At 46.0% G+C, this 21212-nt stretch carries 21 protein-coding genes and 1 riboswitch; of the genes, 6 read left to right on the top strand and 15 right to left on the bottom strand.

What is annotated here, in order from left to right; genetic code table 11:
• Nucleotides 1-28: 28 nt before the first annotated feature.
• The 5 genes from FN782_RS08140 to FN782_RS08120 form a co-directional block, all read right to left on the bottom strand.
• Nucleotides 29-1069: a homoserine dehydrogenase gene (locus FN782_RS08140; RefSeq protein WP_142505277.1), complete on the bottom strand. Its 1041-nt coding sequence runs from the start codon at nucleotides 1067-1069 to the stop codon at nucleotides 29-31.
• Complete coding sequence (locus FN782_RS08135; protein ID WP_142505340.1) at nucleotides 1069-2259, bottom strand: M20 metallopeptidase family protein; 1191 nt, start codon at nucleotides 2257-2259, stop codon at nucleotides 1069-1071. Before FN782_RS08135 ends, FN782_RS08140 begins: the two co-directional genes overlap by 1 nt.
• Nucleotides 2260-2331: 72 nt before the next feature.
• A complete protein-coding gene (locus FN782_RS08130; RefSeq protein ID WP_246064891.1) occupies nucleotides 2332-3552 on the bottom strand; it encodes a cystathionine gamma-synthase family protein in 1221 nt (406 codons plus the stop codon).
• A gap of 24 nt (nucleotides 3553-3576) precedes the next feature.
• A complete protein-coding gene (locus FN782_RS08125) occupies nucleotides 3577-4551 on the bottom strand; it encodes a cyclodeaminase (protein WP_142505276.1) in 975 nt (324 codons plus the stop codon).
• Between the two features lie 4 nt (nucleotides 4552-4555).
• Complete coding sequence (locus FN782_RS08120; protein ID WP_246064899.1) at nucleotides 4556-5770, bottom strand: M24 family metallopeptidase; 1215 nt, start codon at nucleotides 5768-5770, stop codon at nucleotides 4556-4558.
• Between the two features lie 154 nt (nucleotides 5771-5924).
• Here FN782_RS08120 and FN782_RS08115 point away from each other — a divergent pair, with 154 nt between their 5' ends.
• The 6 genes from FN782_RS08115 (at nucleotide 5925) to thpD (ending at nucleotide 12444) form a co-directional block, all read left to right on the top strand.
• Nucleotides 5925-6917 (top strand): pyridoxal-phosphate dependent enzyme, encoded by a 993-nt coding sequence (locus FN782_RS08115; protein WP_142505275.1) that lies wholly within the window; start codon nucleotides 5925-5927, stop codon nucleotides 6915-6917.
• Nucleotides 6918-6949: 32 nt separating this feature from the next.
• The gene (locus tag FN782_RS08110) at nucleotides 6950-8614 is read left to right on the top strand and encodes a PucR family transcriptional regulator (protein WP_142505274.1); all 1665 of its coding nucleotides are present in this window, start codon (nucleotides 6950-6952) and stop codon (nucleotides 8612-8614) included.
• Between the two features lie 271 nt (nucleotides 8615-8885).
• Nucleotides 8886-9509 carry a diaminobutyrate acetyltransferase gene (gene ectA, locus FN782_RS08105; protein ID WP_142505273.1) on the top strand — a complete coding sequence of 208 codons (624 nt, stop codon included), beginning with the start codon at nucleotides 8886-8888 and terminating at the stop codon, nucleotides 9507-9509.
• 31 nt (nucleotides 9510-9540) lie between these two features.
• Nucleotides 9541-10794, top strand: a complete 1254-nt coding sequence (gene ectB, locus FN782_RS08100; RefSeq protein WP_142505337.1) for a diaminobutyrate--2-oxoglutarate transaminase — start codon at nucleotides 9541-9543, stop codon at nucleotides 10792-10794.
• A gap of 104 nt (nucleotides 10795-10898) precedes the next feature.
• Nucleotides 10899-11282 (top strand): ectoine synthase, encoded by a 384-nt coding sequence (locus FN782_RS08095; RefSeq protein WP_142505272.1) that lies wholly within the window; start codon nucleotides 10899-10901, stop codon nucleotides 11280-11282.
• Between the two features lie 265 nt (nucleotides 11283-11547).
• Entirely contained in the window at nucleotides 11548-12444 is an 897-nt protein-coding gene (gene thpD, locus FN782_RS08090; RefSeq protein ID WP_142505271.1) for an ectoine hydroxylase, read from the top strand.
• Between the two features lie 111 nt (nucleotides 12445-12555).
• Here the strand turns inward: thpD and FN782_RS08085 are convergent, their stop codons facing one another.
• The 10 genes from FN782_RS08085 to FN782_RS08040 all read right to left on the bottom strand — a co-directional run bounded on the left by FN782_RS08085 (nucleotide 12556) and on the right by FN782_RS08040 (nucleotide 21132).
• Complete coding sequence (locus FN782_RS08085) at nucleotides 12556-13128, bottom strand: ECF transporter S component (RefSeq protein ID WP_142505270.1); 573 nt, start codon at nucleotides 13126-13128, stop codon at nucleotides 12556-12558.
• A gap of 157 nt (nucleotides 13129-13285) precedes the next feature.
• Nucleotides 13286-13420, bottom strand: a riboswitch (FMN riboswitch).
• A gap of 63 nt (nucleotides 13421-13483) precedes the next feature.
• A complete protein-coding gene (locus tag FN782_RS08080; protein WP_185956143.1) occupies nucleotides 13484-15274 on the bottom strand; it encodes a peptidoglycan D,D-transpeptidase FtsI family protein in 1791 nt (596 codons plus the stop codon).
• A gap of 120 nt (nucleotides 15275-15394) precedes the next feature.
• Nucleotides 15395-15619, bottom strand: a complete 225-nt coding sequence (gene tatA, locus FN782_RS08075) for a twin-arginine translocase TatA/TatE family subunit (RefSeq protein ID WP_142505268.1) — start codon at nucleotides 15617-15619, stop codon at nucleotides 15395-15397.
• A complete protein-coding gene (locus FN782_RS08070; protein WP_142505267.1) occupies nucleotides 15619-17208 on the bottom strand; it encodes a PhoX family protein in 1590 nt (529 codons plus the stop codon). Before FN782_RS08070 ends, tatA begins: the two co-directional genes overlap by 1 nt.
• Nucleotides 17209-17328: 120 nt before the next feature.
• On the bottom strand, nucleotides 17329-18372 hold the full coding sequence (gene mltG / locus FN782_RS08065) for an endolytic transglycosylase MltG (protein ID WP_142505266.1): 1044 nt from the start codon (nucleotides 18370-18372) through the stop codon (nucleotides 17329-17331).
• A gap of 137 nt (nucleotides 18373-18509) precedes the next feature.
• Nucleotides 18510-19547 carry an endolytic transglycosylase MltG gene (gene mltG, locus FN782_RS08060; RefSeq protein WP_142505265.1) on the bottom strand — a complete coding sequence of 346 codons (1038 nt, stop codon included), beginning with the start codon at nucleotides 19545-19547 and terminating at the stop codon, nucleotides 18510-18512.
• An 86-nt stretch (nucleotides 19548-19633) separates the two neighbouring features.
• Nucleotides 19634-19948 carry a DUF1292 domain-containing protein gene (locus FN782_RS08055; protein ID WP_142505264.1) on the bottom strand — a complete coding sequence of 105 codons (315 nt, stop codon included), beginning with the start codon at nucleotides 19946-19948 and terminating at the stop codon, nucleotides 19634-19636.
• Nucleotides 19948-20265 (bottom strand): DUF1292 domain-containing protein, encoded by a 318-nt coding sequence (locus FN782_RS08050; RefSeq protein WP_142505263.1) that lies wholly within the window; start codon nucleotides 20263-20265, stop codon nucleotides 19948-19950. The genes FN782_RS08055 and FN782_RS08050 overlap by 1 nt, the downstream gene beginning before the upstream one ends.
• 2 nt (nucleotides 20266-20267) lie before the next feature.
• Nucleotides 20268-20687: a Holliday junction resolvase RuvX gene (ruvX, locus tag FN782_RS08045; protein WP_142505262.1), complete on the bottom strand. Its 420-nt coding sequence runs from the start codon at nucleotides 20685-20687 to the stop codon at nucleotides 20268-20270.
• A 169-nt stretch (nucleotides 20688-20856) separates the two neighbouring features.
• Complete coding sequence (locus FN782_RS08040; RefSeq protein ID WP_142505336.1) at nucleotides 20857-21132, bottom strand: IreB family regulatory phosphoprotein; 276 nt, start codon at nucleotides 21130-21132, stop codon at nucleotides 20857-20859.
• Between the last annotated feature and the right edge of the window lie 80 nt (nucleotides 21133-21212).

The raw sequence follows: 21212 nt of genomic DNA, 5'->3' as shown, positions 1-21212 counted from the left end.
TTCAAATCGCCCCCAACTTTTTAAATATTCATCTTTTCTGATGATGCAAATGAATCAAGTCTGCAAGAATGGAGAATCCTGTTTCCATTCGTCCTGCACCCGCTCCAATCAATGTCACAGGACCCAATAGGTCACATACATAGGTAACTGCATTGAGTGCCCCTTTCACTCCGGCCAAAGGATCTGCCTCCGGAATGGCAACCGGTTGAACGGATGCACTCATTTTCCCGCCTTCCTCCCGGATCACACTTAAAATTCTCCACCTCATCCCACCCGTTTTTGCTTTCTGAATATCCTCGGATGTCACAGATGACATCCCCTTTCGCAGTACATCCTTTCGCTTCAACGGTATTCCCATGACCACTTCGGATAAGATCATCATCTTATACAGTGCATCAAACCCTTCCAGATCCCCCGTTGGATCTGCTTCGGCATAACCCTTGTTCTGCGCTTCCAACAATGCATTTTCCATACTTACTCCGTCTTCCATACGGGTCAGGATATAGTTGGTTGTGCCATTTAAGATCCCCCTGATTTCTTTGATCCGATCACCCGCCAAGGCGAAACGGGGCATTCGAAGCGCAGGGGTTCCGCTCATCACTGTTCCCTCAAATCCCCAATAAACTCCGTTTTTTTCAGCCAGTTCAGACAGTTCCGCAAATGCCAGTGCCACAGGCCCTTTATTGGTGGTCACTACGTTCTTTCCCGCTTCAAAAGCGGTTCGGCAGTGTTCAATCGCCGGTTGACCGGTTTCCACATCCGTAAACGTAACCTCCACTATGGTGTCTGCATTGCTGTCCTGGATTGTTTTCAGACTGTTCCATCCTCTCTGGAGTCCAGATGTCTCCGGATACGCCTCCAGTGTCCCAGATTCCTCCAAAGCCAGGAACACCTCTGTCAAATTTAATCCATCGGGATGATACAATGATCCCTTTGTCATGTCAGAAATTGCAGTAATTTGTGCTACAAAGCCTTCTTTTTCCCATAATTCCCCTTTTCTCTCCAGCAAAATGCGCGCCAAAGCCTGACCCACGGTTCCAAATCCAATCATCGCCAATCGTCGTTCCATCACGTTCCCTCCCTCTCTCTTTTCAACAATTGCAGGGCTGTTTCCGCCAAAATAGCTGCTCCAATCGGAAGGCAGTTCTCATCAATATCAAAAACCGGAGTATGCAAATCCCGGTGTATCCCGTCCGGAAGCGCACATCCCAAAAAAAACATGGCCCCTGGAATTTTTTCAGTCATATAACTGAAATCTTCGGCTCCCATTCCAAAGGGGCCCCTGTATATCCTCATATCCGGATAAAGATCCCGGATCACCGCAGAAATCACCTCGTTTACACTTGGATGATTATAGAGTCCGGGCTCCCCTTGCTCTACCTGAAAAGTGTAATTTCCACCCAACGTATCAACCAGAGAAAATGCCTTTTCCAGTTCCTTAATCATCATTTCGCGGGTCTGCGGATCGTAGGTCCGAATCGTTCCCTGTATAAAAACTTCCGACGGGATGACATTGCTCGCCGTTCCCGCATGAATCTGTCCGATACTAACCACTGCCGGTTCAAGCGGAGAGACCCGACGGGCAACAATCCCGTGTAACGCTTGAAGTACCGGAAGCAACATCCAAGCGGGGTCCGTCCCCAAATGTGGATAAGCCCCATGTCCCCCTGTTCCATAAAGTGTCCCCTGAAAGGTATCCACACTGGCCATGGTGTAACCGTCATTTAATTGAACAGCTCCCACCGTCCGTTCCGGATTCATATGGAGAGCGATCACCCGATCGACTCCATCCAAAGCACCTTCCTCCATCATGCGGGGAGCACCTGTGCTTCCATAAGGTCCAGTATGCTCTTCTGCTGGCTGGAATATCAATTTGACCGTTCCCTGAACCTCTCCATTTTGAAATTCCTCGCCCAACAACCGAGCCACTCCCAGGAGAATAGCTGTGTGCGCATCATGTCCGCAGGCGTGCATCACACCCGGATTTTGCGAACGATAAGGACGGTCTTTGGCATCCGCGATCGGCAAGGCATCCATATCTGCACGAATGGCGACGGTCCATCCATTCCCCTGAGACAATGTTCCAATGACCCCGGTTGTCCCCACTTCTGTCTTAACATTCATTCCTTCGATCCGACTCAGTTCCTGTGCCACCAAACGGGAAGTTTCAAACTCACGAAAGCTCAATTCCGGATTTTGATGGATATGACGCCTCCATTTCACCAACATTTCCCGGATCTCTTGCGCCCGTTCTGCCATCGTCTTCTCTTTCACTCAGATCCCTCCATGAATTGAAGCCTATATCCATCCTGCTGTTCTATTTACTTTCTCTTATGAAGAACAATCTATGCGTTCCGGAATTGCCTCCAGCGCTTGTTCCAAATCATTCAGAAGATCTTGTGTCTCCTCAATCCCCACAGAATATCGGATCAATCCTTCGGGAATTCCCAAAGCCTGACGCTCTTCTTCTGTGCATTCCACATGGCTGCTGGTTCGGGGAGGTCCGGCTACCGTCTCAACCGATCCCAGATTAGCAGCCAAATGTGCAAAGCGAAGTTGGGGGAGAAAGGAACGAACCATTTCCATTCCACCCTTCAGAGAAAAACTTAACACTCCGCCAAACCCTCGCATTTGTTGACAGGCAATTTTATAATGAGGGTGGGACGGGAGACCCGGATAATAAACTTCCTCAATCTTAGGATGAGTTTCCAGCCATTTCGCAATGGTTAGAGCACTTTCATTCTGTTGTTGAATCCGAAGGTGTAATGTTTTCATCCCGCGAAGAAGCAGATAGGCCGCCATGGGTTGAAGAGTCGCTCCATGTATCTCCCGATACGAAAAAACCCTTTGCACCAATTCTTCCGAGCCACAAATCACTCCACCCAAGGCATCCGCATGCCCTCCCAAAAACTTGGTGGCACTGTGAATGACCAAATCGGCTCCCAAATCCAGAGGGTTTTGATTGATTGGAGTGGCAAACGTATTATCCACCAAAACCAGAGCCCCTTTACGATGAGCTGTTTCAATCAGCCGTTTTAAATCCAACACTTTTAATGTGGGGTTGGTTGGTGTCTCCAGATAGAGAACTTGACATCCCTTGGCGACCTCTTTCTCAATCCCGTCCGCATCCTCAGTTTCACACATCGCCACATCGATCTGAAAGCGAGGCAAATGATGCAAAAAGATCTTTCCTGTTCCTCCATAGGTATCTTTAATTGTTACCACTCGATCCCCCGGAGACAGAAAGGTAAACAAAGAGGAGGAAATGGCAGCCATACCGGTGGAAAAAGATACTGCCGCTTCCGCTTTCTCCAGACTTCTCACCTTCTCTTCAAACACTTGCACAGTGGGGTTGGTATTGCGACTATAAATATGACCTTCCTTTTGTCCGAGCGCCACTTCATGCCAATGGTCAATATCCCGATATCCAAAGGAAACACTGTGAACCACAGGTACTTGTGTGGCTCCTTGAAGAAGATCCTTCCCTTCCCCTGCCCATACAGAACGGGTACCGCTTGATGGACTTTCATTAGTAAACAATTGTCGGTTCACAATTGAGCACTCCTTTACAATATGTTAAAGTCGAACGCCCTTTTTCTGCTGTTTCAACCGATGGTAGGCCATGATCGCAATCACCGTATCCTGAACACCAACCCCGGTAAGGTCGCAAAGGGTAACTTCCTTGTTGGAACGGCGACCGGGAGCACGGCCGGCTACAATGTCCCCCAACTCCGTCACCTCTTTATTTCTAAGCCGTCCTTCATCCCAAGCCGAACGTAACTCTCCCAAGCGAAAAGATTGTTCGCGATCGTCACAAATCAATCGGTCTGCGGAAGCAATCGCATCAACTTCCACCTCTTGTTTATATTCCGAGTCGGAACCCATGGCGGTAAGGTGAAGCCCATCATGAAACCATTCCTTTTGGACCAACGGCGTAGTAGACGGGGTGGCAGTCACCACCACATCCGATCCCCGAACCACCGGTTCCGGATGGGGAAACACCTCAACTCTCACTCCCAGTTCCGTTTTCATTTCCTTGGCACAGTCTTCCGCCCGTTCTCTACTTCGCGACCAGATCCGTATTTGATCAAGGGAACGGACCAAGGCCAATGCCTTCATCTGATAACGCGCTTGGGTGCCTGCTCCGATCATTCCCGCTGTCTGGATAGTTTCCAGAGCCAAATATTTGGCAGCCACCGCTCCCGCAGCAGCCGTACGGATGTCTGTCAAATATCCGTGATCCAAAAAGATCGCCTCCGGGAATCCTGTTTCTACATTCAGTAAAATCATCATGCCACTTCCGCTGGGCAAACCTCGATGGGGATTGTTAAAAAATCCAGAAGAGATTTTAACGGCAAAATACGGTTCACCCTTTACTACCGCTGTCTTCACATCCACTTCTCCCTGATATTCCGAAAGATCCACCCGAAGGATCGGAGGGACTTGAACACGCTTTTCCACCAGGGTAAAAAAACCTTTTTCAATCGCTTTTACCACTTCCATATCCAAGGAAATAGCCTCTTGAATCTCTTGTTCACCAAATACCCACATCCCTCTACGCCCCGCTTTCTTCAATGGATATGGTGGAAAGCGGAAGCTCAGGTAACTGGTACAACTCCCTGGGGAAATGCGTTAACACTTCACAACCCGTCTCTGTCACCCGAAAGGTTTCCGAAAATTCAACTCCATAATGATCCAGCCAAATGCCGGGAATCAAATGAAAGGTCATATTGGGTTTTAGAACCGTAGAATCACCGGAACGGATACTGGCAATATGTTCCCCCCAGTCCGGTGGATAATTTAAGCCGACAGAATAGCCCAGTCTGGAATCTTTATGGTATCCTTTTCCTTCAACCACCTGACGCCAGGTCCATTCCAGTTCCTCACAGGTCATTCCCGGTTGAATGGCATCCAATGTTTTCGTCAAACCCTCAATCACCACATTCGCCAAATCCACGACCTTTGGAGAAGCACTTCCAATGACAGCAGTCCGGGCCATTGGAGCATGATACCGTTTATAACAACCAGCCAACTCCAAAATCACTGCGTCCCCCTTCTGATATTGACGATCGGTCCAAGTGAGATGAGGAGTGCATGTTTTGATCCCCGATGGAAGCAATGGGACAATGGAAGGATAGTCTCCTCCGTAATCCGGTGTTCCACTAATCTGTGCGTAACTGATATTGGCTGCTACATCACATTCCCTAACACCCACACCAATGGATTGAAGACCCGCCCGCATCGCCCTTTCCACAATTCGGGCCGCCCGACGCATATATTCAATCTCCTGATCCGACTTGACCAGTCGAACCCGGTTTACCAACAGGGTGGCATCGAAAAAACGGGTATGGGGCATCTTTCTCTGCAAACGATCCATAGACCGTGCAGAAAAATAATAGCTATCCTGTTCCACCCCCATTCGTCTTTTTGACTTTCCGATTTGGTTCAAAATCTCTGCAACAAAATCCATGGGATGTTTATCGAAAGCCTGAACATAATCATCAGGGTAAGGGATAATCCGGTTGGGGTGAAACCAGGTAGTAAGCTTTGCCCCACCCGCATCCTGCTTCCGACCGATCCAGATAGGTTGCTCTTCGTCTGATATCACCACCAGAGCTTGTGGCACATAGAAAGACCATGCATCATATCCGGACAAATAATTCATATTGGCAGGGTCCGTGACAACGAGAATATCCAGCCCCCTTTTTTCCATCTGATGCTTTACGCGCCTTAATCTTTCCGTATATTCAGACACTGAGAAGGGCAGAATCCCATGCACCGCTTGAACCCCCTTTTTTACGTTTCTTTTATCTTACGAAGGAAGCATGAAGACCGACAATTGCCATAATGTATGAAATTAAAGGAATTCTTTTCGTCATTTTATCTAATGTGGAGGAAAAGATTTTAAATGGGAGGTATTCCTTGTGAATCACTATATAAATGAACTTCACCACATCTGGAAGGCCCGAAAGAGAATCCGTTCTCTGTTCTCCCCAACCCCTTTGATCCAATCAGAAGAACTTTCTCAAACGGCAGGGGTTCCTGTATATCTCAAAATGGAAACCCATCTGCCCACCCACACCTTTAAAGTCCGTGGAGCAGCCAATAAGATTCTCAGTCTGGACAGAGATCAACAAAAACGGGGGGTCACCACCTTCTCCACCGGAAATCATGGAATGGCTGTGGCTTATGTAGCACGTCTTCTCGGTATCCCAGCGGTAATCTGTGTTTCCCAACATGTTCCCCCTGTAAAAACAGAAGGAATTCGTCGATTGGGAGCACATCTTCACATCGATGGTGAAAACCAGGATGAAGCAAGAGCCGCTTGTAACCGTATAGAAAAGGAAGAAGGTCTTACTGTCATTCCGCCTTTTGATGACCCCTGGATCATCGCCGGTCAAGGAACCATCGGGCTGGAGTTGATGGAAAGTCTTCCAGAACTCGGTTCCGTGGCCATCCCTTTGTCCGGGGGAGGGTTGTTATCCGGAATCGGCCTCGCGATCAAGGCCAACCACCCTTCCTGTCAGATCATTGGAGTCTCCATGGAAGGACCAGCTGTGATGCATTACAGTTTACAAGAAGGAAAGCCCTTAGAGACCATTCAAGAACAACCTACTCTCGCTGATAGCCTTTTGGGAGGAATTGGTACGCCTAACCGATATACCTTCCCCATGGTACAACGTTTCGCCGATCAAACCATCTTAGTTGGAGAATCAGAAATCGCAGGTGGAATTACAGTGATGCTAAAACACCATCGTACAGTGGTGGAGGGAGCTGCCGCGACCACCATTGCGGCTCTACTGCATCAGAAAATGCCCGCCAACGACGGACAACCCATCGTCTTGGTCATAAGTGGCGGGAATATAGACCCTTCCACTCTGTTTCAAGCGGTGGAAAAAACATCCCTTTCTCCTTAAGCACTCACTCTCAATCGGGGGAGGTAAGTCGGATGCTAACCGTTAAAGATGTAGTGGAAATGAAGATGATGAAGGAAGCTAGGGTGCGGACAGCCAAAGATTGCCTTTCCCTGCGTCGGGTGAACTGGGTTTCGGTCATTGAAGTCCCCGTCGACAATTTTATCCGGGAAAATGAGCTGGTCCTCAGTTCAGCCATCAGCTGCGGACACAATCCCTCCCAATTCTATCGGTTTGTCCATGATGTCATCCGTTCCGGGGCTTCTGCCCTGGGTGTTGCCACAGGATACTATCTCACAGATATACCGGATAAAGTGCTGCAGTTGGCGGAAAGCAACAAATTGCCTTTGATCGAAATCCCGTGGGAGCTCCGGTTTTCTGATATCGTTCAACAGGTGGCCAATAAACTGAATCAAAAGCAGAATCAAATGGTTCAATTATCAAAAGATGTCCAGGGGCACCTGTTACAACTCCTTTTGCAAGGCACCAATCTATCCGAAATTGCGGCTACAGCGGAAAAGTATTGGGGACAACCGTCCATCATTGTAGATGAAAACGGGGAAATTCTCGGCCAAAGTCCCCGTTCCAAATCGTTCTCGCAATTGCAAACAAAGCATTCCAAGCAAAAGAAGTCAACATTTATCTATCAACTTTCAGCGCACCGAAACCCCATTCATTCGGAATGGCGCTGGTTTCAAATGGATCAGTACACCTGTCTGGAAATGCCTATCCGATCGTCACGCAAACTCCGCGGATATCTTCTTTCTCTTCTTCCTGAAGGAATCAATCCAGAGGAGTTTGCAAAGTCGGAGAATTTAATCATCTTGGAGCATGTTGCCACCACAGCCGCTTTGTGGTTTCTCCAACATCAAGCGGTGCGGGAAACGGAACTGCGTTTCCAACATGATTTTGTTTGGAGTTTAGCCAAAGGGGAATTTCACTCCCAAGAAGTCGTTCAATCCAGGGCACGTACATTAGGGCTGGACATCAATCGATCCTATGTTTGTCTGGCGGGTCGTTTAGAGGAAAGACCCCAACGCCCGGAGCCGGAAGTCCCTGACCTGCTTCAGACCCGGTTGGAAAGAAAAATCCGGATGATTGGACATCGAATGGATCGTCGCCTCTTGGTTGCCTCTCAAGGAGGAGAATGGGTGATTTTTTTGGAATCGATACCGGAACAGGCGATAGAGGTAGCTCATGAGTTTCTGGATCGATTGGAAGGAAGTTTTTTGCCCGACGCACCGGATTGGTATTTATCATGGGGAATCGCTGAAAATCGAACCGGTGTCTTTACTTTTGAAACCGGATATCAGGACGCGCGAACAGCTCTTGAAATCGGAAGAAAACAAAAGGGAATTGGATACCGCAGTTTTTTTAAAGAGACAGGGTTGTACCGTGCTCTTCGCCACTTGGGAAACCATCCGGAAATGCAAGAGATTACATGGAAAACCATGGAGAATCTATTTGACTATAGTCGCAAACGGGGAATTGATCTCATCCAAACCCTGAAGGTCTACATTCGCCACCAATGCAATGTCAGCCAAACTGCACGGGAATTAAATCTTCATCGTCAATCCCTTCTCTATCGGCTTCGTAAAATTGAATTTCTTACCGGTCTAACCTTCCTAAATCCGGACGATCTCTTTCTTCTGCATCTAAGCCTTAAGATCTGGGAGAATGAAATCAATGAACGGGAGTAATTCATTTACTCTCATAAAAATTTATATATCATAACGGTTTGATTGCGAAAAATCTAACTTATTTTTAGCTAACATAATTTGATTCCACCAAATTTCTCCTTATCAAAATCTAAAGCATATCACACCATAACGAAGGATTTTTAAAGAATTGGTTCCTCAATGACTGCTGTTGTAAATCTGAATGCTTTATCTTCTCTAAGCCGACTATATTCCTTTGGACGATTATGACAAATCGCGTTAGCATTAAAAAAGTGATTCAGCATTCAACTGAATGACCAAATATTATAAGGTGGGTGATGTCCCAATTAATGACACTCAGACTGCCCAAACAGTGAAAAGCCCCTCAAAGCGTTCAAATATCCGGATTCAAAGACCTTCTGGATTGGATGTAATCTTCCGAAAGCCAGAGGATGAAGACGGATCAGAAGTATGGAAATTGATTAAGAGGGCTGGAGTGTTGGATCTCAATTCTCCCTACAGCTACCTGATGTTATGTAAGTTTTTCTCTGAGACTTGTGTAATCGCTCAGGACAAAAATGGAAAGGTAGTCGGATTTGTCTCCGCTTTCCGCCCTCAGACAACCGAGGACACAATCTTTGTCTGGCAGGTTGCTGTCGATACATCTCAACGGGGCAAAGGGTTGGGCAAAGCGTTGTTAAGGTCACTCCTTTCCCGCGATTCCTGTGCAGATGTCAGGTATTTGGAAGCGACTGTGTCGCCTTCCAACATCCCGTCTCAATCGCTTTTTAAAGGGCTGGCTAAGGATCTTGAGACCCAGTGTGATATTTCGGAATGCTTTTCAGAGAATATGTTTCCTGAACACGGTCACGAGTCTGAATGGACTTACCGAATCGGTCCTTTCAAGACAAAGGAAATTACCGAGGAGGTTCTGTAAAACATTGATACTGACTTCTGAAAAAACGGACATGAGTATTTTTGAACAATTGGAGTCCGAGGTGCGAAGCTATTGTCGCAGCTTCCCTACGGTGTTTGAAAAAGCAAAAGGTTACAAGCTTTGGGACAGAGAAGGTCGTGAATACATTGATTTCTTCGCCGGTGCAGGGGCATTAAATTATGGCCACAACAATTCCCGGATGAAAGAAAAGCTGATTGAATATCTCTCCTCTGATGGAGTAATCCACAGCTTAGATATGGCTACTTCAGCTAAGGAATCCTTTTTGCGTCGGTTCCATGATGTGATTTTGAAGCCCCGAAATCTGGAGTACAAAGTGATGTTCCCTGGTCCTACAGGTACAAACACCGTCGAAAGCGCTCTGAAGCTCGCACGCAAAGTGACCGGTCGGGATACAGTGGTCAGCTTTACCCGTGCTTTTCATGGAATGACTTTAGGATCACTCGCTGTCACAGGAAATGCATTTAAACGTAAAGGTGCCGGAATTCCATTAACCCACTCTGTTTCCCTTCCATACGATCAATATGATGAACATGTGGATTCGCTGACCCTGCTTGAACGTTATCTGGAAGACAAAGGAAGCGGCATGGACCTCCCCGCCGCTGTTATTCTGGAGACCGTCCAGGGAGAAGGAGGTATCAACGTCGCCAGCTCCGAGTGGTTGAAGCAGGTTGAGCAAATCTGCCGCCGCCATGGTGTTCTGTTGATCGTAGATGACGTGCAGGCCGGTTGTGGTCGGACCGGAACCTATTTCAGCTTTGAACCGGCCGGCATCAAGCCAGATATTGTCTGCCTATCCAAATCCCTCAGCGGATATGGATTGCCCTTTGCCATTACCTTGATTCGTCCGGACTTGGACGAATGGGGTCCCGGTGAACACAATGGTACCTTCCGTGGGCACAACTTGGCCTTTGTTGCCGCTACGGAAGCCCTTAACTTCTGGGAAACTGACGATTTCGCGAAAGAAATTCAACGCAAAGGGGAAAAAGTCCGCACAAATTTGGAAAGAATAGCGGAAAAGCATTCTAGTCAAAATGGAGAGGTTCGTGGACGCGGACTGATGCTGGGCATTTCCTTCCCTCAGGAAGGGTTTGCTGAAGAAGTATGCAAAGAAGCATTTAAACGTGGTTTGATTATGGAAACCGCTGGACCTGACAGTGAAGTTGCCAAACTTCTTCCCCCGCTCACCATTGATGATGAAGGACTGGAAAAAGGTCTTTCCATTCTGGATGAGAGTGTGGAAGCAGCCAGCCGCTCACTTCTGTAATCAATTTGAAACCCGTTATGTTGTTGAGCCGGGAACAGTGAAGAAATACAAACCTGACAATGCATCTATCTGATCAACTAACGCCGGGAAGGGATGAACTCCAAATGATTGTAAAACAGTTGGAAGATCTAATTGGAACGGAAGATGAAGTAAAAGGGGAAACATGGACCAGCCGTAGGCTTTTGCTGAAAAAAGACCGTGTCGGCTTCTCCATGCACGACACATTGATCAAAGCGGGAACCACTTCTGAATTCTGGTATAAAAACCATATTGAAGCGGTTTACTGTATTGAAGGGGAAGGTGAGGTAGAGACCCTGGATGACGGAACGGTTTATCCGATTAAACCGGGCACTCTATACACGCTGGATGGTCATGAAAAACACCAGCTTCGTGCCAAAACCGACTTGCGAATGGTCTGTGTCTTTAATCCTCCTTGTACGGGTCGGGAAACCCATGATGAGGAAGGTGCCTATCCCCTCTTAGATTAAGATGTGTCTGTGAGATAAAAAGACTGGGAGCGATTTTTCGGTTTCGTGTCCTTTTCCATCAACCACCTTCAGTGGGAGCTCTGCGGGAGCAAGAGGCGCGGAAATGGGAATCGACTCCCTATCCTTTATAATAAATCGACCTAATGATCAGACATAACTGAAAACCGCTACAATAACCAAACATTGATATCGACCTTCCAATAAATAAGTTCAACAAACAATTCGAAGGAGACGAATCCAAAATCCATTTACGGGAGTGAATGTGATGGAAGATCTGTATCCTTCCCGGGTCTATGACAAACCGAAGATTATCAAACGTAAGGACCCTGTACTGTTCAGTGATCCCGAAAAGCTAAATGAAGGACCTCTCAACCAACAACAACTTCACTTCTACGAAAAAAACGGGTTTCTTTTACTGGATCATTTCTTTTCTCTGGATGAAGTGAACGAAATCAAGAAAGAATTGGATCGTGTCTGGGATGAAAACAAGCATAACCATTCCCAGGAAGTGATCCGAGAGCCCAATAGCGATGAAATCCGATCCATTTTTGACGTCCACCGCAAAAATGAACTGTTTCATCGCCTTTCCCAAGATCCGCGCATTACGGATCGGATCGAACAGATTCTTGGAAGCAAAATATACGTTCACCAGTTTCGGATTAACTATAAACCGGGCTTTAAAGGAAAAGAGTTTTACTGGCACTCCGACTTTGAAACTTGGCATGTAGAAGACGGTATGCCCCGAATGCGTGCCATCAGTTGTTCCATCCTTCTGACCGACAACCATTCATACAATGGTCCCTTGATGTTAATACCCGGTTCCCATCGATACTTCGTTTCCTGTGTTGGAAAAACGCCAAAAGACCACTTTAAAGCCAGCTTGAAAAAACAGGAGTTTGGTGTCCCGGACAACGAAAGTCTGTCCTGGATGACTGAGCAATTCGGCATCACTACAGCTACAGCTCCGGCAGGATCTTTGCTCCTGTTTGAATGTAATATCATGCATGGGTCAAACGGCAATATTACGCCACTGCCACGAAGTAATGTCTTCTTTGTCTATAACAGTGTAGAAAACACCTTGGTTCAACCATTTTCAGGCCAGAGCCCCCGTCCGGATTTTCTGGCCAACCGTAGAGTCCAGACCCATGCAATGCAAAGCTGAGATACCAAAAGAGTCGATCCCTTCCAAACTTGGGATCGACTCTTTTGCATTGACACTTTTTGAAACAAAAGAGACTTCTTGAGTGAATAACGTTTTGATAAATACAGCGGTTTATCCTGTAAACCGGCTCTGCAACCGGGGTTTTAATCGTCGATACAGAGGGAGGAACACCAAAGCTACAATCATGCCCTTTACCAGATTAAATGGGGCAATCCCATAAAGAACGAGAGCTGTCTTCTCTGGACCTTCCACTGCCCAATTAATTAAAAACGCATAAGCAGGAAGAAACACCCAATAGTTTGCAATACTCATCAAGATCGCCACGGTCAAGGTAGCGGTGCCCATTCCTACAATCAATCCCTTGGTACCCGATATGTTTCGGGTAATCCAAACGGTAATCAGTACAAAGGTGCTTCCTGCCAGAAAATTGGACATCTGACCAATCGGAAGGCCCGATTCACTCCCCGTAAATATAAAATGGAGGAGATTTTTTAGAAACTCTACGGATACTCCTGCCAATGGACTAAACATTAAACCAGCTACTAACGCTGGAAGTTCACTAAAATCCACCTTGAGAAACGTCGGGAAGGGTGGTAGTGGAAAATTGAGATATTGCATGAAAAAAGCAATTCCAGACAGTAATGATAACATTGTCAATTTCTTTGTTGACCGTTTCTTCGTCATCAGATCAACACTCCTTTGCTTGTGCATCTGATGACAACGAGTACAAACAAAATACCCGAAGCATGCAAAAAGGGCAAACTTCGGGTAGGGAAACTCAGGCAAAACGAAGAGAGGAGACCCTCTCTGTGGTGAATCACCTGAAACGTGTGTACACGCTATCATCCTTCTCCCATCCAGACTATACTGTCGGTCCCGGAGTTTCACCAGGTCCACCGCTCATGCGGGTCACGGACTGAGGCATCCTTGTGCCATCACCGCCGGTCGGGAATTTCACCCTGCCCCGAAGGATCAAAACGTTATTCATTTAATTTTATTCTAGGTCAACAGCTTACTTTCTTCAAGTAACAATTGTCTTTTATTTGTCCCTACTCTTTTTCTTTAACTCCTGAATTCCCTCCATCACTTGCCGAAAAATTTCATGAGCACGCATATCACTGCTGTCTGAAACCGAACGAACCAACACAGCAACGGAAACTTCGGGCCGTTGATACGGACCGTAACCCACCATCCATTTGTTATAAGTTGTTTTATCCGGCCCCAATTGAGCGGTTCCTGTCTTGGCCCCCATTTGGACGGACGACCCTTTGAGAGATTGGGCAGTTCCTTGGGTAACAGCCAGTCGCATCATATGGCGAACTTCCTGAAGCGTTTCAGAATCTATTTTTTTCTTTGTTTTTAACGCATGATGGGGAAACCGAAAAAAGACTTCTCCGTCCGGACGTTGTATTTCCTTAACCACTCTGGGATTTAATGTCTTCCCCTTTTGAAACAATGTAGTTACCATATTTACCGCTTGCAACGGTGTCATTTTGACATCTCTCTGCCCAATCCCCGTCTGAGCAACAGCCCCCAAATCCTTTTTTGAAGTATTCTCTGAAAAAATCAAACCGCTTTGTTCTCTGGGTAACTGATGAAACGAAGGATTTTTCAGTACCCTTCCAGACCACAAGATCTGTTGTCCCAATCCCATCATATGGGCATACTCCGCGATTTTTTCACCTCCGATTCTTTCTGCTACCTGGGCAAATACGACATTGCAGGAGTTGGCATAGGCTTGAGCGAAATTCTGTCGGCCATGACCCTTGGGATTGGAATCTTTCATTCCATAACGTCCTAAATGCCCATCACAGTGAAAAACCTCTCCAGGCTTTACTTTTCCCATGTCCAGAGCGGCCACGGCCACCACCGTTTTAAATATAGACCCTGGCACGGTCTCCATTAAGGCCCGATTATCCCATGGATTCTCTCCATGACGGACCGACACAGTATCTGGCCGGCTAACCATAGCTAGGATATCCCCACTGGAAATATCCTGCACCACAATGGCTCCTTCCTTGACTCCTTTTTTATCCAAGGCTTGTTCTGCGACCTTTTGAATCTTTCGATCCAATGTTGTCACAATCTGATAGGGAATGGGTCCGCCGCTTTCTTCCGTCATCATATGAAGTCCATTTAGAGGTCTCCCTCTGCCATCTGTCTTATATGTAAGTAAATGTTCTCCTTTCCCTCGCAGAAAAGATTCAAAAGCCCCCTCCAACCCGGTGACACCAACCCAGGAGTAATTTGGATTTTCACCGCGATCCCAGTCGTTCGGATATTGTTTTCGTACAAGAAATGGATTTCGTTCTACCCGTCCAATCAATTGTGAAGCCAGTCGATCCCTGTGATAACGATTATCGCTCCTGCTGGCATACACACCTGGAATCTTCAACGCCCGAATAGCTTCTGCCTGTTTTTCTGTAAGAGTCTCCATGTTTCCCTTCCGATCCGGAAACACCTGTGGACGGTGCAAATCCTTCACCGCCTCCCGAAATGCCTTATAAGAATAGCCAATGGTATCTGCCACTTTTTCCAGTTTGCCTCTATAAGCAGCCCACTGATTTTCCGATAAGGGAAAAATGATCAACCTCCAATCTTTGTCTCCCACCAAATATGTTTCATTTCGATCCATAATGCCACCACGACCACTGTCCACCACAAATACGCCCCGTTGCTGCTCTTCCGCTCCGGCAATCAGATCCGCTTCCTCTTCAGAAAAGGAATGAACTGCGATTTGTTGAATCCAGTACAATCTAAACAAAAGCCCACAAAAGGCAACCACTAAAACAGCGGATATCCATCTCCTTCTCCATTGCCGTTTTTTCATCCCCATTCACCCCGCCTTTCACCATCCAGCTTAGGCAATTAACGCTTGAGCTATACGACGAAAAGCAACTGACACAAAATAAAAAAGCCCCCGCTTCCGAGAGGGCTTTTATGGATATTTTTATTTTGATTTGTTAGAAACTTCTTCTGAAACAGACGGAGCACCAGGGGATTCCGACTTCTTCTCTAAGTGATCATCACCAAGTAACCCACTTGTTGATTCTTTAAACTCCTTTATGGTTCGGCCAAAAGCTTGCCCAATCTGCGGAAGACGACTGGGGCCAAAAAGGATTAACGCCAACACCAGAATCAAGATAAGACCGGGAATTCCTATACTGGCAAGCATCAGCCTTTAAATCCCCGTACCGCTACCACGGAAGCCTGGGGTTTTTCTCCGCGGGGCCAACGGCTGGTTGGATGATGACGGTCCACAGACTCTTCCCCAGGATGCTGTACGGCAATAAACAGTGTTTCCTCATCCGGTGTAAACCAAGGACCGGTCATTTCGCTGTGAACGGGTCCAGAAGCAAACTGGTAGGCCATTCCCTTGTTTTTACCATAAGTGGGAATAAAGAATGCTCCGTTGTTTTTAAAGCTTTCATAAGCTCCTTCTTTGTTTTGTTTACTGGAGGAAATGTCACAGAAGACCCACAAGTGCCCTTCTTTATCAAAATGTAAATTGTCCGGACAAGCAAATCCACTCTGTGGCCCACCAACAGCAAAAACTTCAAATGTAAATGCGGTGGCAGCTGCATCATCCCCTTCTTCTATAAAGCGCAGAATTTGCCCATAATAGTTCCCATGCTTGGTATTGTTCGTCAAGGCCAGATAAGCTGATCCATCCACAGGACTTACTTCCACATCCTCAGGACGATCCAGTGGAGTTGCCCCCAAGTGCTTGGCTGCCTCTCTCGAATGAACCAAGACTTCTCCTTGATCACTGAATTTCTCCTTCAAAGCCGGAGATTGTTCCAAATCAAGAGGAATCCATCTTCCTCTGGACAAATCGGCTACATATAGCGTTCCCTTTTCCAATAATCGGCTGTTGTCATGTTTGTTCTCCTTCACATATTTTCCATCACTGATATACTTGTAAAAATGCTCATCCGATGCATCATCCCCCATATAGACCACCAGATGTCCGTCTTTGGACAATGTCATGGCCGCATTTTCATGAGAAAAGCGACCCAATGCCGTATGTTTTTTTGGTTTGGATTTGGGATGAAAGGGATCTACTTCCACTACCCATCCGTAATGGGTTTCATTTCGTCCCCACCGCTTCGCATCGTATTGAAAGTTCTCCTCACACGTTAAGACCGTATTCCATAAGGTACGGCCTCCACTGCAGTTGGCAAACGTACCTTTCACTTCTGACACTGATTGGACAGCAGCAGCCCCTTTAGCCGGCCCTGTCAGATCGATCATGGTATTGGCAGTGATTCGGCGAGCATATGGAGTATCTTTAACCAATTGCCATTTTCCATTCACCTTCCGGATTTCAATAACACTTCCTCCAAGATTATATTGTTCAATTCGATACTTTTCCGCTTCCGGTGTGTTTTCTGGATAGAGAAAGAGTGCACCATCACCGATGTATTCATGGTTTACCCACAACAGACCGTGGCTGGAAGAACCATTGATGGGAAAATAGACGGTTAAATCACAGTTAAAGCCAAATGTCTCCCCATTTCCGATATCATCTCCCCAAGCCGCGATCACATCATAGGAAAAGCCTTTTGGTAAGACGAGATCATCCTTGTCCGTCGGATCAATTGGTTGAAAAGGAACCCGAACCATTTTATTGTTATTTCCAACGACTTTTTTTGCCGTTTCTTTCGCCTCTACCAGATGATTGACTCCAGTAGCAGACCCTACCAATGCTGCCGTCCCCACACCCATATACGTCATAAACTGACGACGGCTGATCTTTTCCATCCCAATCTCTCCTTTTAAACGAACTCGTTATTCGGTTACCAGTCTAGTCCTAAATATTTGACCTTACTTTAAGGTTCATTTAAATTCATATAAATAAGAAAAAAAGCATGGAGATGGATATTACGATCCATCTCCATGCTTTTTCGCTTCCTGTTTACTTCGTTCAATATTACGCTGGTGTTCCGCTTCAGTACGTGCAAAATAGTGGAGACCTGAACCATCTTTTCGAGTGACATAGAATAAGTACTGGTGATTTTCTGGCTCAAGAGCAGCTTTGAGAGCTTCCCGACCGGGATTTGAAATGGGGCCTGGCGGCAATCCTCCAATCCGATACGTATTATACGGACTTTTGATTCTTAGATCCTTGTAGTAAAGGCGTTCTTTTTGTTCACCCAATGCATATTGAACGGTGGCATCCACCTGCAATTTTTTCCTGATTTTCAAACGATTGTGGATGACACCGGATACTCTTGGAAACTCATCCTGTACCTTGGCTTCCCTTTCAATAATGGAAGCGATGGTGACCCATTCATCCATCGTTAAACCATGTTTTTTCAACTTCTGTTGAAAGCCTTCCTGTTTCATATGTTTTTGAAACTGTTTCAACATTTTATCAACCAATTGATCAGGGTCTGCGTCCTTGGGAAGGTTATAAGTCATCGGAAAAAGATATCCTTCCAAACGATATCGTCTTTTTTGGTTCACTGGAACGTTTCGAAGGAAAGAATCAGACCGATCTTTCCGGTTGACTGCTTTCAAAAAAGCTTCACCATTCATTCCTTTGTTTTCCAATTTTTCTGCAATCTGTTTGGCGGTGAACCCTTCTGGAACTGTCAAACGCATGACATTTTTCGAACCGTCGGTAAATATATCCAAAATCTCATTTGCATCAGAGCTTGGAGGTACTTCGTAAACACCCGCTTTGATATCCTTAGATTTCCCCTTCATATAGACATAAATCGCAAATAGAAACTTGTTCTTTACCAAGCCTTTTTCCTCTAAAGCCTTCCCAACACTGAAAACAGAAGCCCCAAGTGGAATCTCTACTTCCACCGTTTGGTTCACAGAAGTGGGAGACAGACTGTAACCCACATAATAATATCCTGAAACGGAGACGACAGATAAAAGAAAAATCATTAACAACAAGCGAAAAATCCATCTCATTAGGGGTTACATCCTCTCCAGTTGTTTTTCCGTCACTAAATTACCATAACCTGAAAGGATTGTACACCGATCCAAACCTGAAGCCGCAATTTAAAAGGAAGGAATGCACCCTCGTGCAAACTCCCTTCCCTGTTTGTTCATTCTCCATTCTGTTGTGCCCGTGTCTTTTTACTTTTTGCGTTAAACTCCTTATGTTTGTCAAATGTCTCGGCAAAATAGTGTTCTCCTGAGCCATCCTTCTTTGTAACATAATATAAATATTTATGTTTTTCCGGTTTTAATGCAGCCAAAAGAGCTTTTTCGCCGGGATTAGAGATTGCCCCCGGAGGCAGACCTTTATTTCTGTAGGTATTGTATGGTGTTTCCTTCTTTAAATCCTCAAACGTAAGAGGGGCTTTCTGTTTCATCAAGCCATATCGAACCGTGGCATCCACCTGAAGTCTTTGGCCGATCTCCAGCCGATTGTAAATTACTCCGGAAATCTTAGGAAACTCCTTTTTCACACGCGCTTCTCTTTCCACAATGGAAGCCACATTGACCCAATCATCCACTGACATATTTCTCTGTTTCAATATAGTTTGGACATTATATTCTTCCATCTTCTGTTCAAATTGTTCCAACATCATACCGATAACCTTTTCCGCTTTGGCTGATTTGGGAATGTTGTATGTGCTGGGAAACAGATATCCCTCCAAACGATAACGTCTTGCGGGATCATCGGGCAGATCCTGAAGAAAATCATGATCATATTCCTTTTTTTCTGCCGCTTGAATAAATTCTTCCTTGCTAATGTTCGTTTTTTTCTCCAAATGATCCGCAATCTGTTCAAGCGTATATCCTTCAGGGATGGTAACCGCATTTTGTGAACCACTGGTCACCATTTCCAAAATCCTGTCCAAGTCAGCATCCGGCGGAATCTCATAAACCCCTGCCTGTAACCCCTTTGATTTCCCGGTATACCACGTATATGCACGGAAAAGCCATTCATTTCGAATCAAATGCTGTTTTTTCAACACTTGACCAATTTCGGAGGTGGATGCACCGGGTTTAATCTCTACTTGGACGTTTACGGTACGTTGTGGCGTGCTTAGTGAATAATCCACATAAAAATAGATGAGAACCGACCAAGCCACAAATAGAATCAATGTATAGAGGATGCGAATCTGCCAACTCATCCACCGTGCTCCTTCTTTGCTGTTTTCCCTCTTATGTTAACACACGTCCAATAAAAAATAACGGGGGTTTCCCCCGTTATTCGACATCAATCGTCAAAATAGATCATTTCGTCCAGTGCATCGGCCACTTGGTCCCATTCCATATCGTCTACTACATGTTCCAAACGATGATCATCATCTCCATGATTCATCACCCGAAAGATGTAGGCATCCGGGTCATTTCCTTCAGACTCTCCCAAAATGGCATAATGACGTCCATCTACTTCCAATTCTTTCAGGATCTGATACTTAAATTCCTGATCCATCTTCTCTTCGTCTACCAAGGTTAATTCCTGACCCAGTTTGTGTTCAAGTATATTTAGCTTCTTGGTGAGCCTCTCTTCCTGGAATTCCAATCGCATCACCCGTGATTTTCAGCATTCCACTCGTTTTCCAAGGTATTCAGGACTTCTTCAATCATGTCCCACTCTTTATCTTCCTCAATGGGGATCAAATTAATGCTTTCCCCTTCCCCTTCATAGCGGAATGCATAAACTTCCTGCTCCATCACTTCTTCATCATTGGCCTCTTCCGTTTCCTCAGTTTCGGAAGGGGTCAAAAGAATATATTTTTGACCATTATCCTGTTCAAAGCGGTACAAAACATCAAAGGTTTCCTGTTCTCCTTCCTCGTTGCTGACAATCACGGTTTCTTGTTCATTGTTTTCATTTTCGGACATTCTTATTTCCTCCCTTGAGCATCCAGATACCCTTGCAAGATCCAGGATGCTGCCATTTGATCAATTACCTTCCGCCGTTTTTGTCGACTCATATCCGCATCAATCAACGTACGTTCTACAGCAACTGTCGATAACCGTTCATCCCAAAGTTCAACCGGAATCTTAAACTGTTTTTCCAATAAACGGGAAAGTTCTTGACAGGCTTCCCCCTTTTCTCCAATTGATCCATCCATATTGCGTGGAAATCCTACTACCAGGGTCTCCACTTCATACTGCTCAATCAGTTTCGCAAGCTGATCCAACCACTCTTGACGGCCATCCCTTTGGATGATCTCAATACCCTGTGCCGTCCAGCCCATTGGATCACTTACCGCAACACCCACCCGTTTCTCCCCCACGTCCAAGCCCATAATCCGTTTCAAAGGTTTCGCTCCCACATTTCATATTATTGTTCGTGTTGATTCACCATCGATGGGGGGAATTCTAGCAAGGAAGGACGGTCTGCGCCCTTCAAGTCAGATCCTGCACTGGGTAGAATGGCAAAGCTCGTTTCCAATACACACACTGCTCCTTCCCCAAATGAATGGATCATCAACCATCCTGGTTTTCCGGTGATTTTTGATTGGCTTCAAGAAAAGTCTTCACCAGTTCTTCCAACAATTCATCCCTCTCAAGCTTTCGAATCATCGCTCTGGCATGATTATGCCGGGGAATGTAGGCTGGATCGCCAGAGAGAAGATAACCGACCAATTGATTGATCGGATTGTATCCCTTCTCTTTTAGTGCTGCATAGACGGACAATAATACGTTCCGAGGGTCCGCTTCCTGCTCCTCGCCACGGAAGTCGAACTTCATCGTTTTATCCATGGACACACTTAACACCTCTTTATTATCTATTGACCACCTTTCCGTAATTCATTCGTTTTACCTCTTCTATTATCCTTTTT

This window comes from Melghirimyces algeriensis (assembly GCF_900182565.1).
GTDB classification, from domain to species: Bacteria; Bacillota; Bacilli; order Thermoactinomycetales; family DSM-45169; genus Melghirimyces; species Melghirimyces algeriensis.
This window is presented reverse-complemented; position numbering and strand designations above follow the sequence as displayed.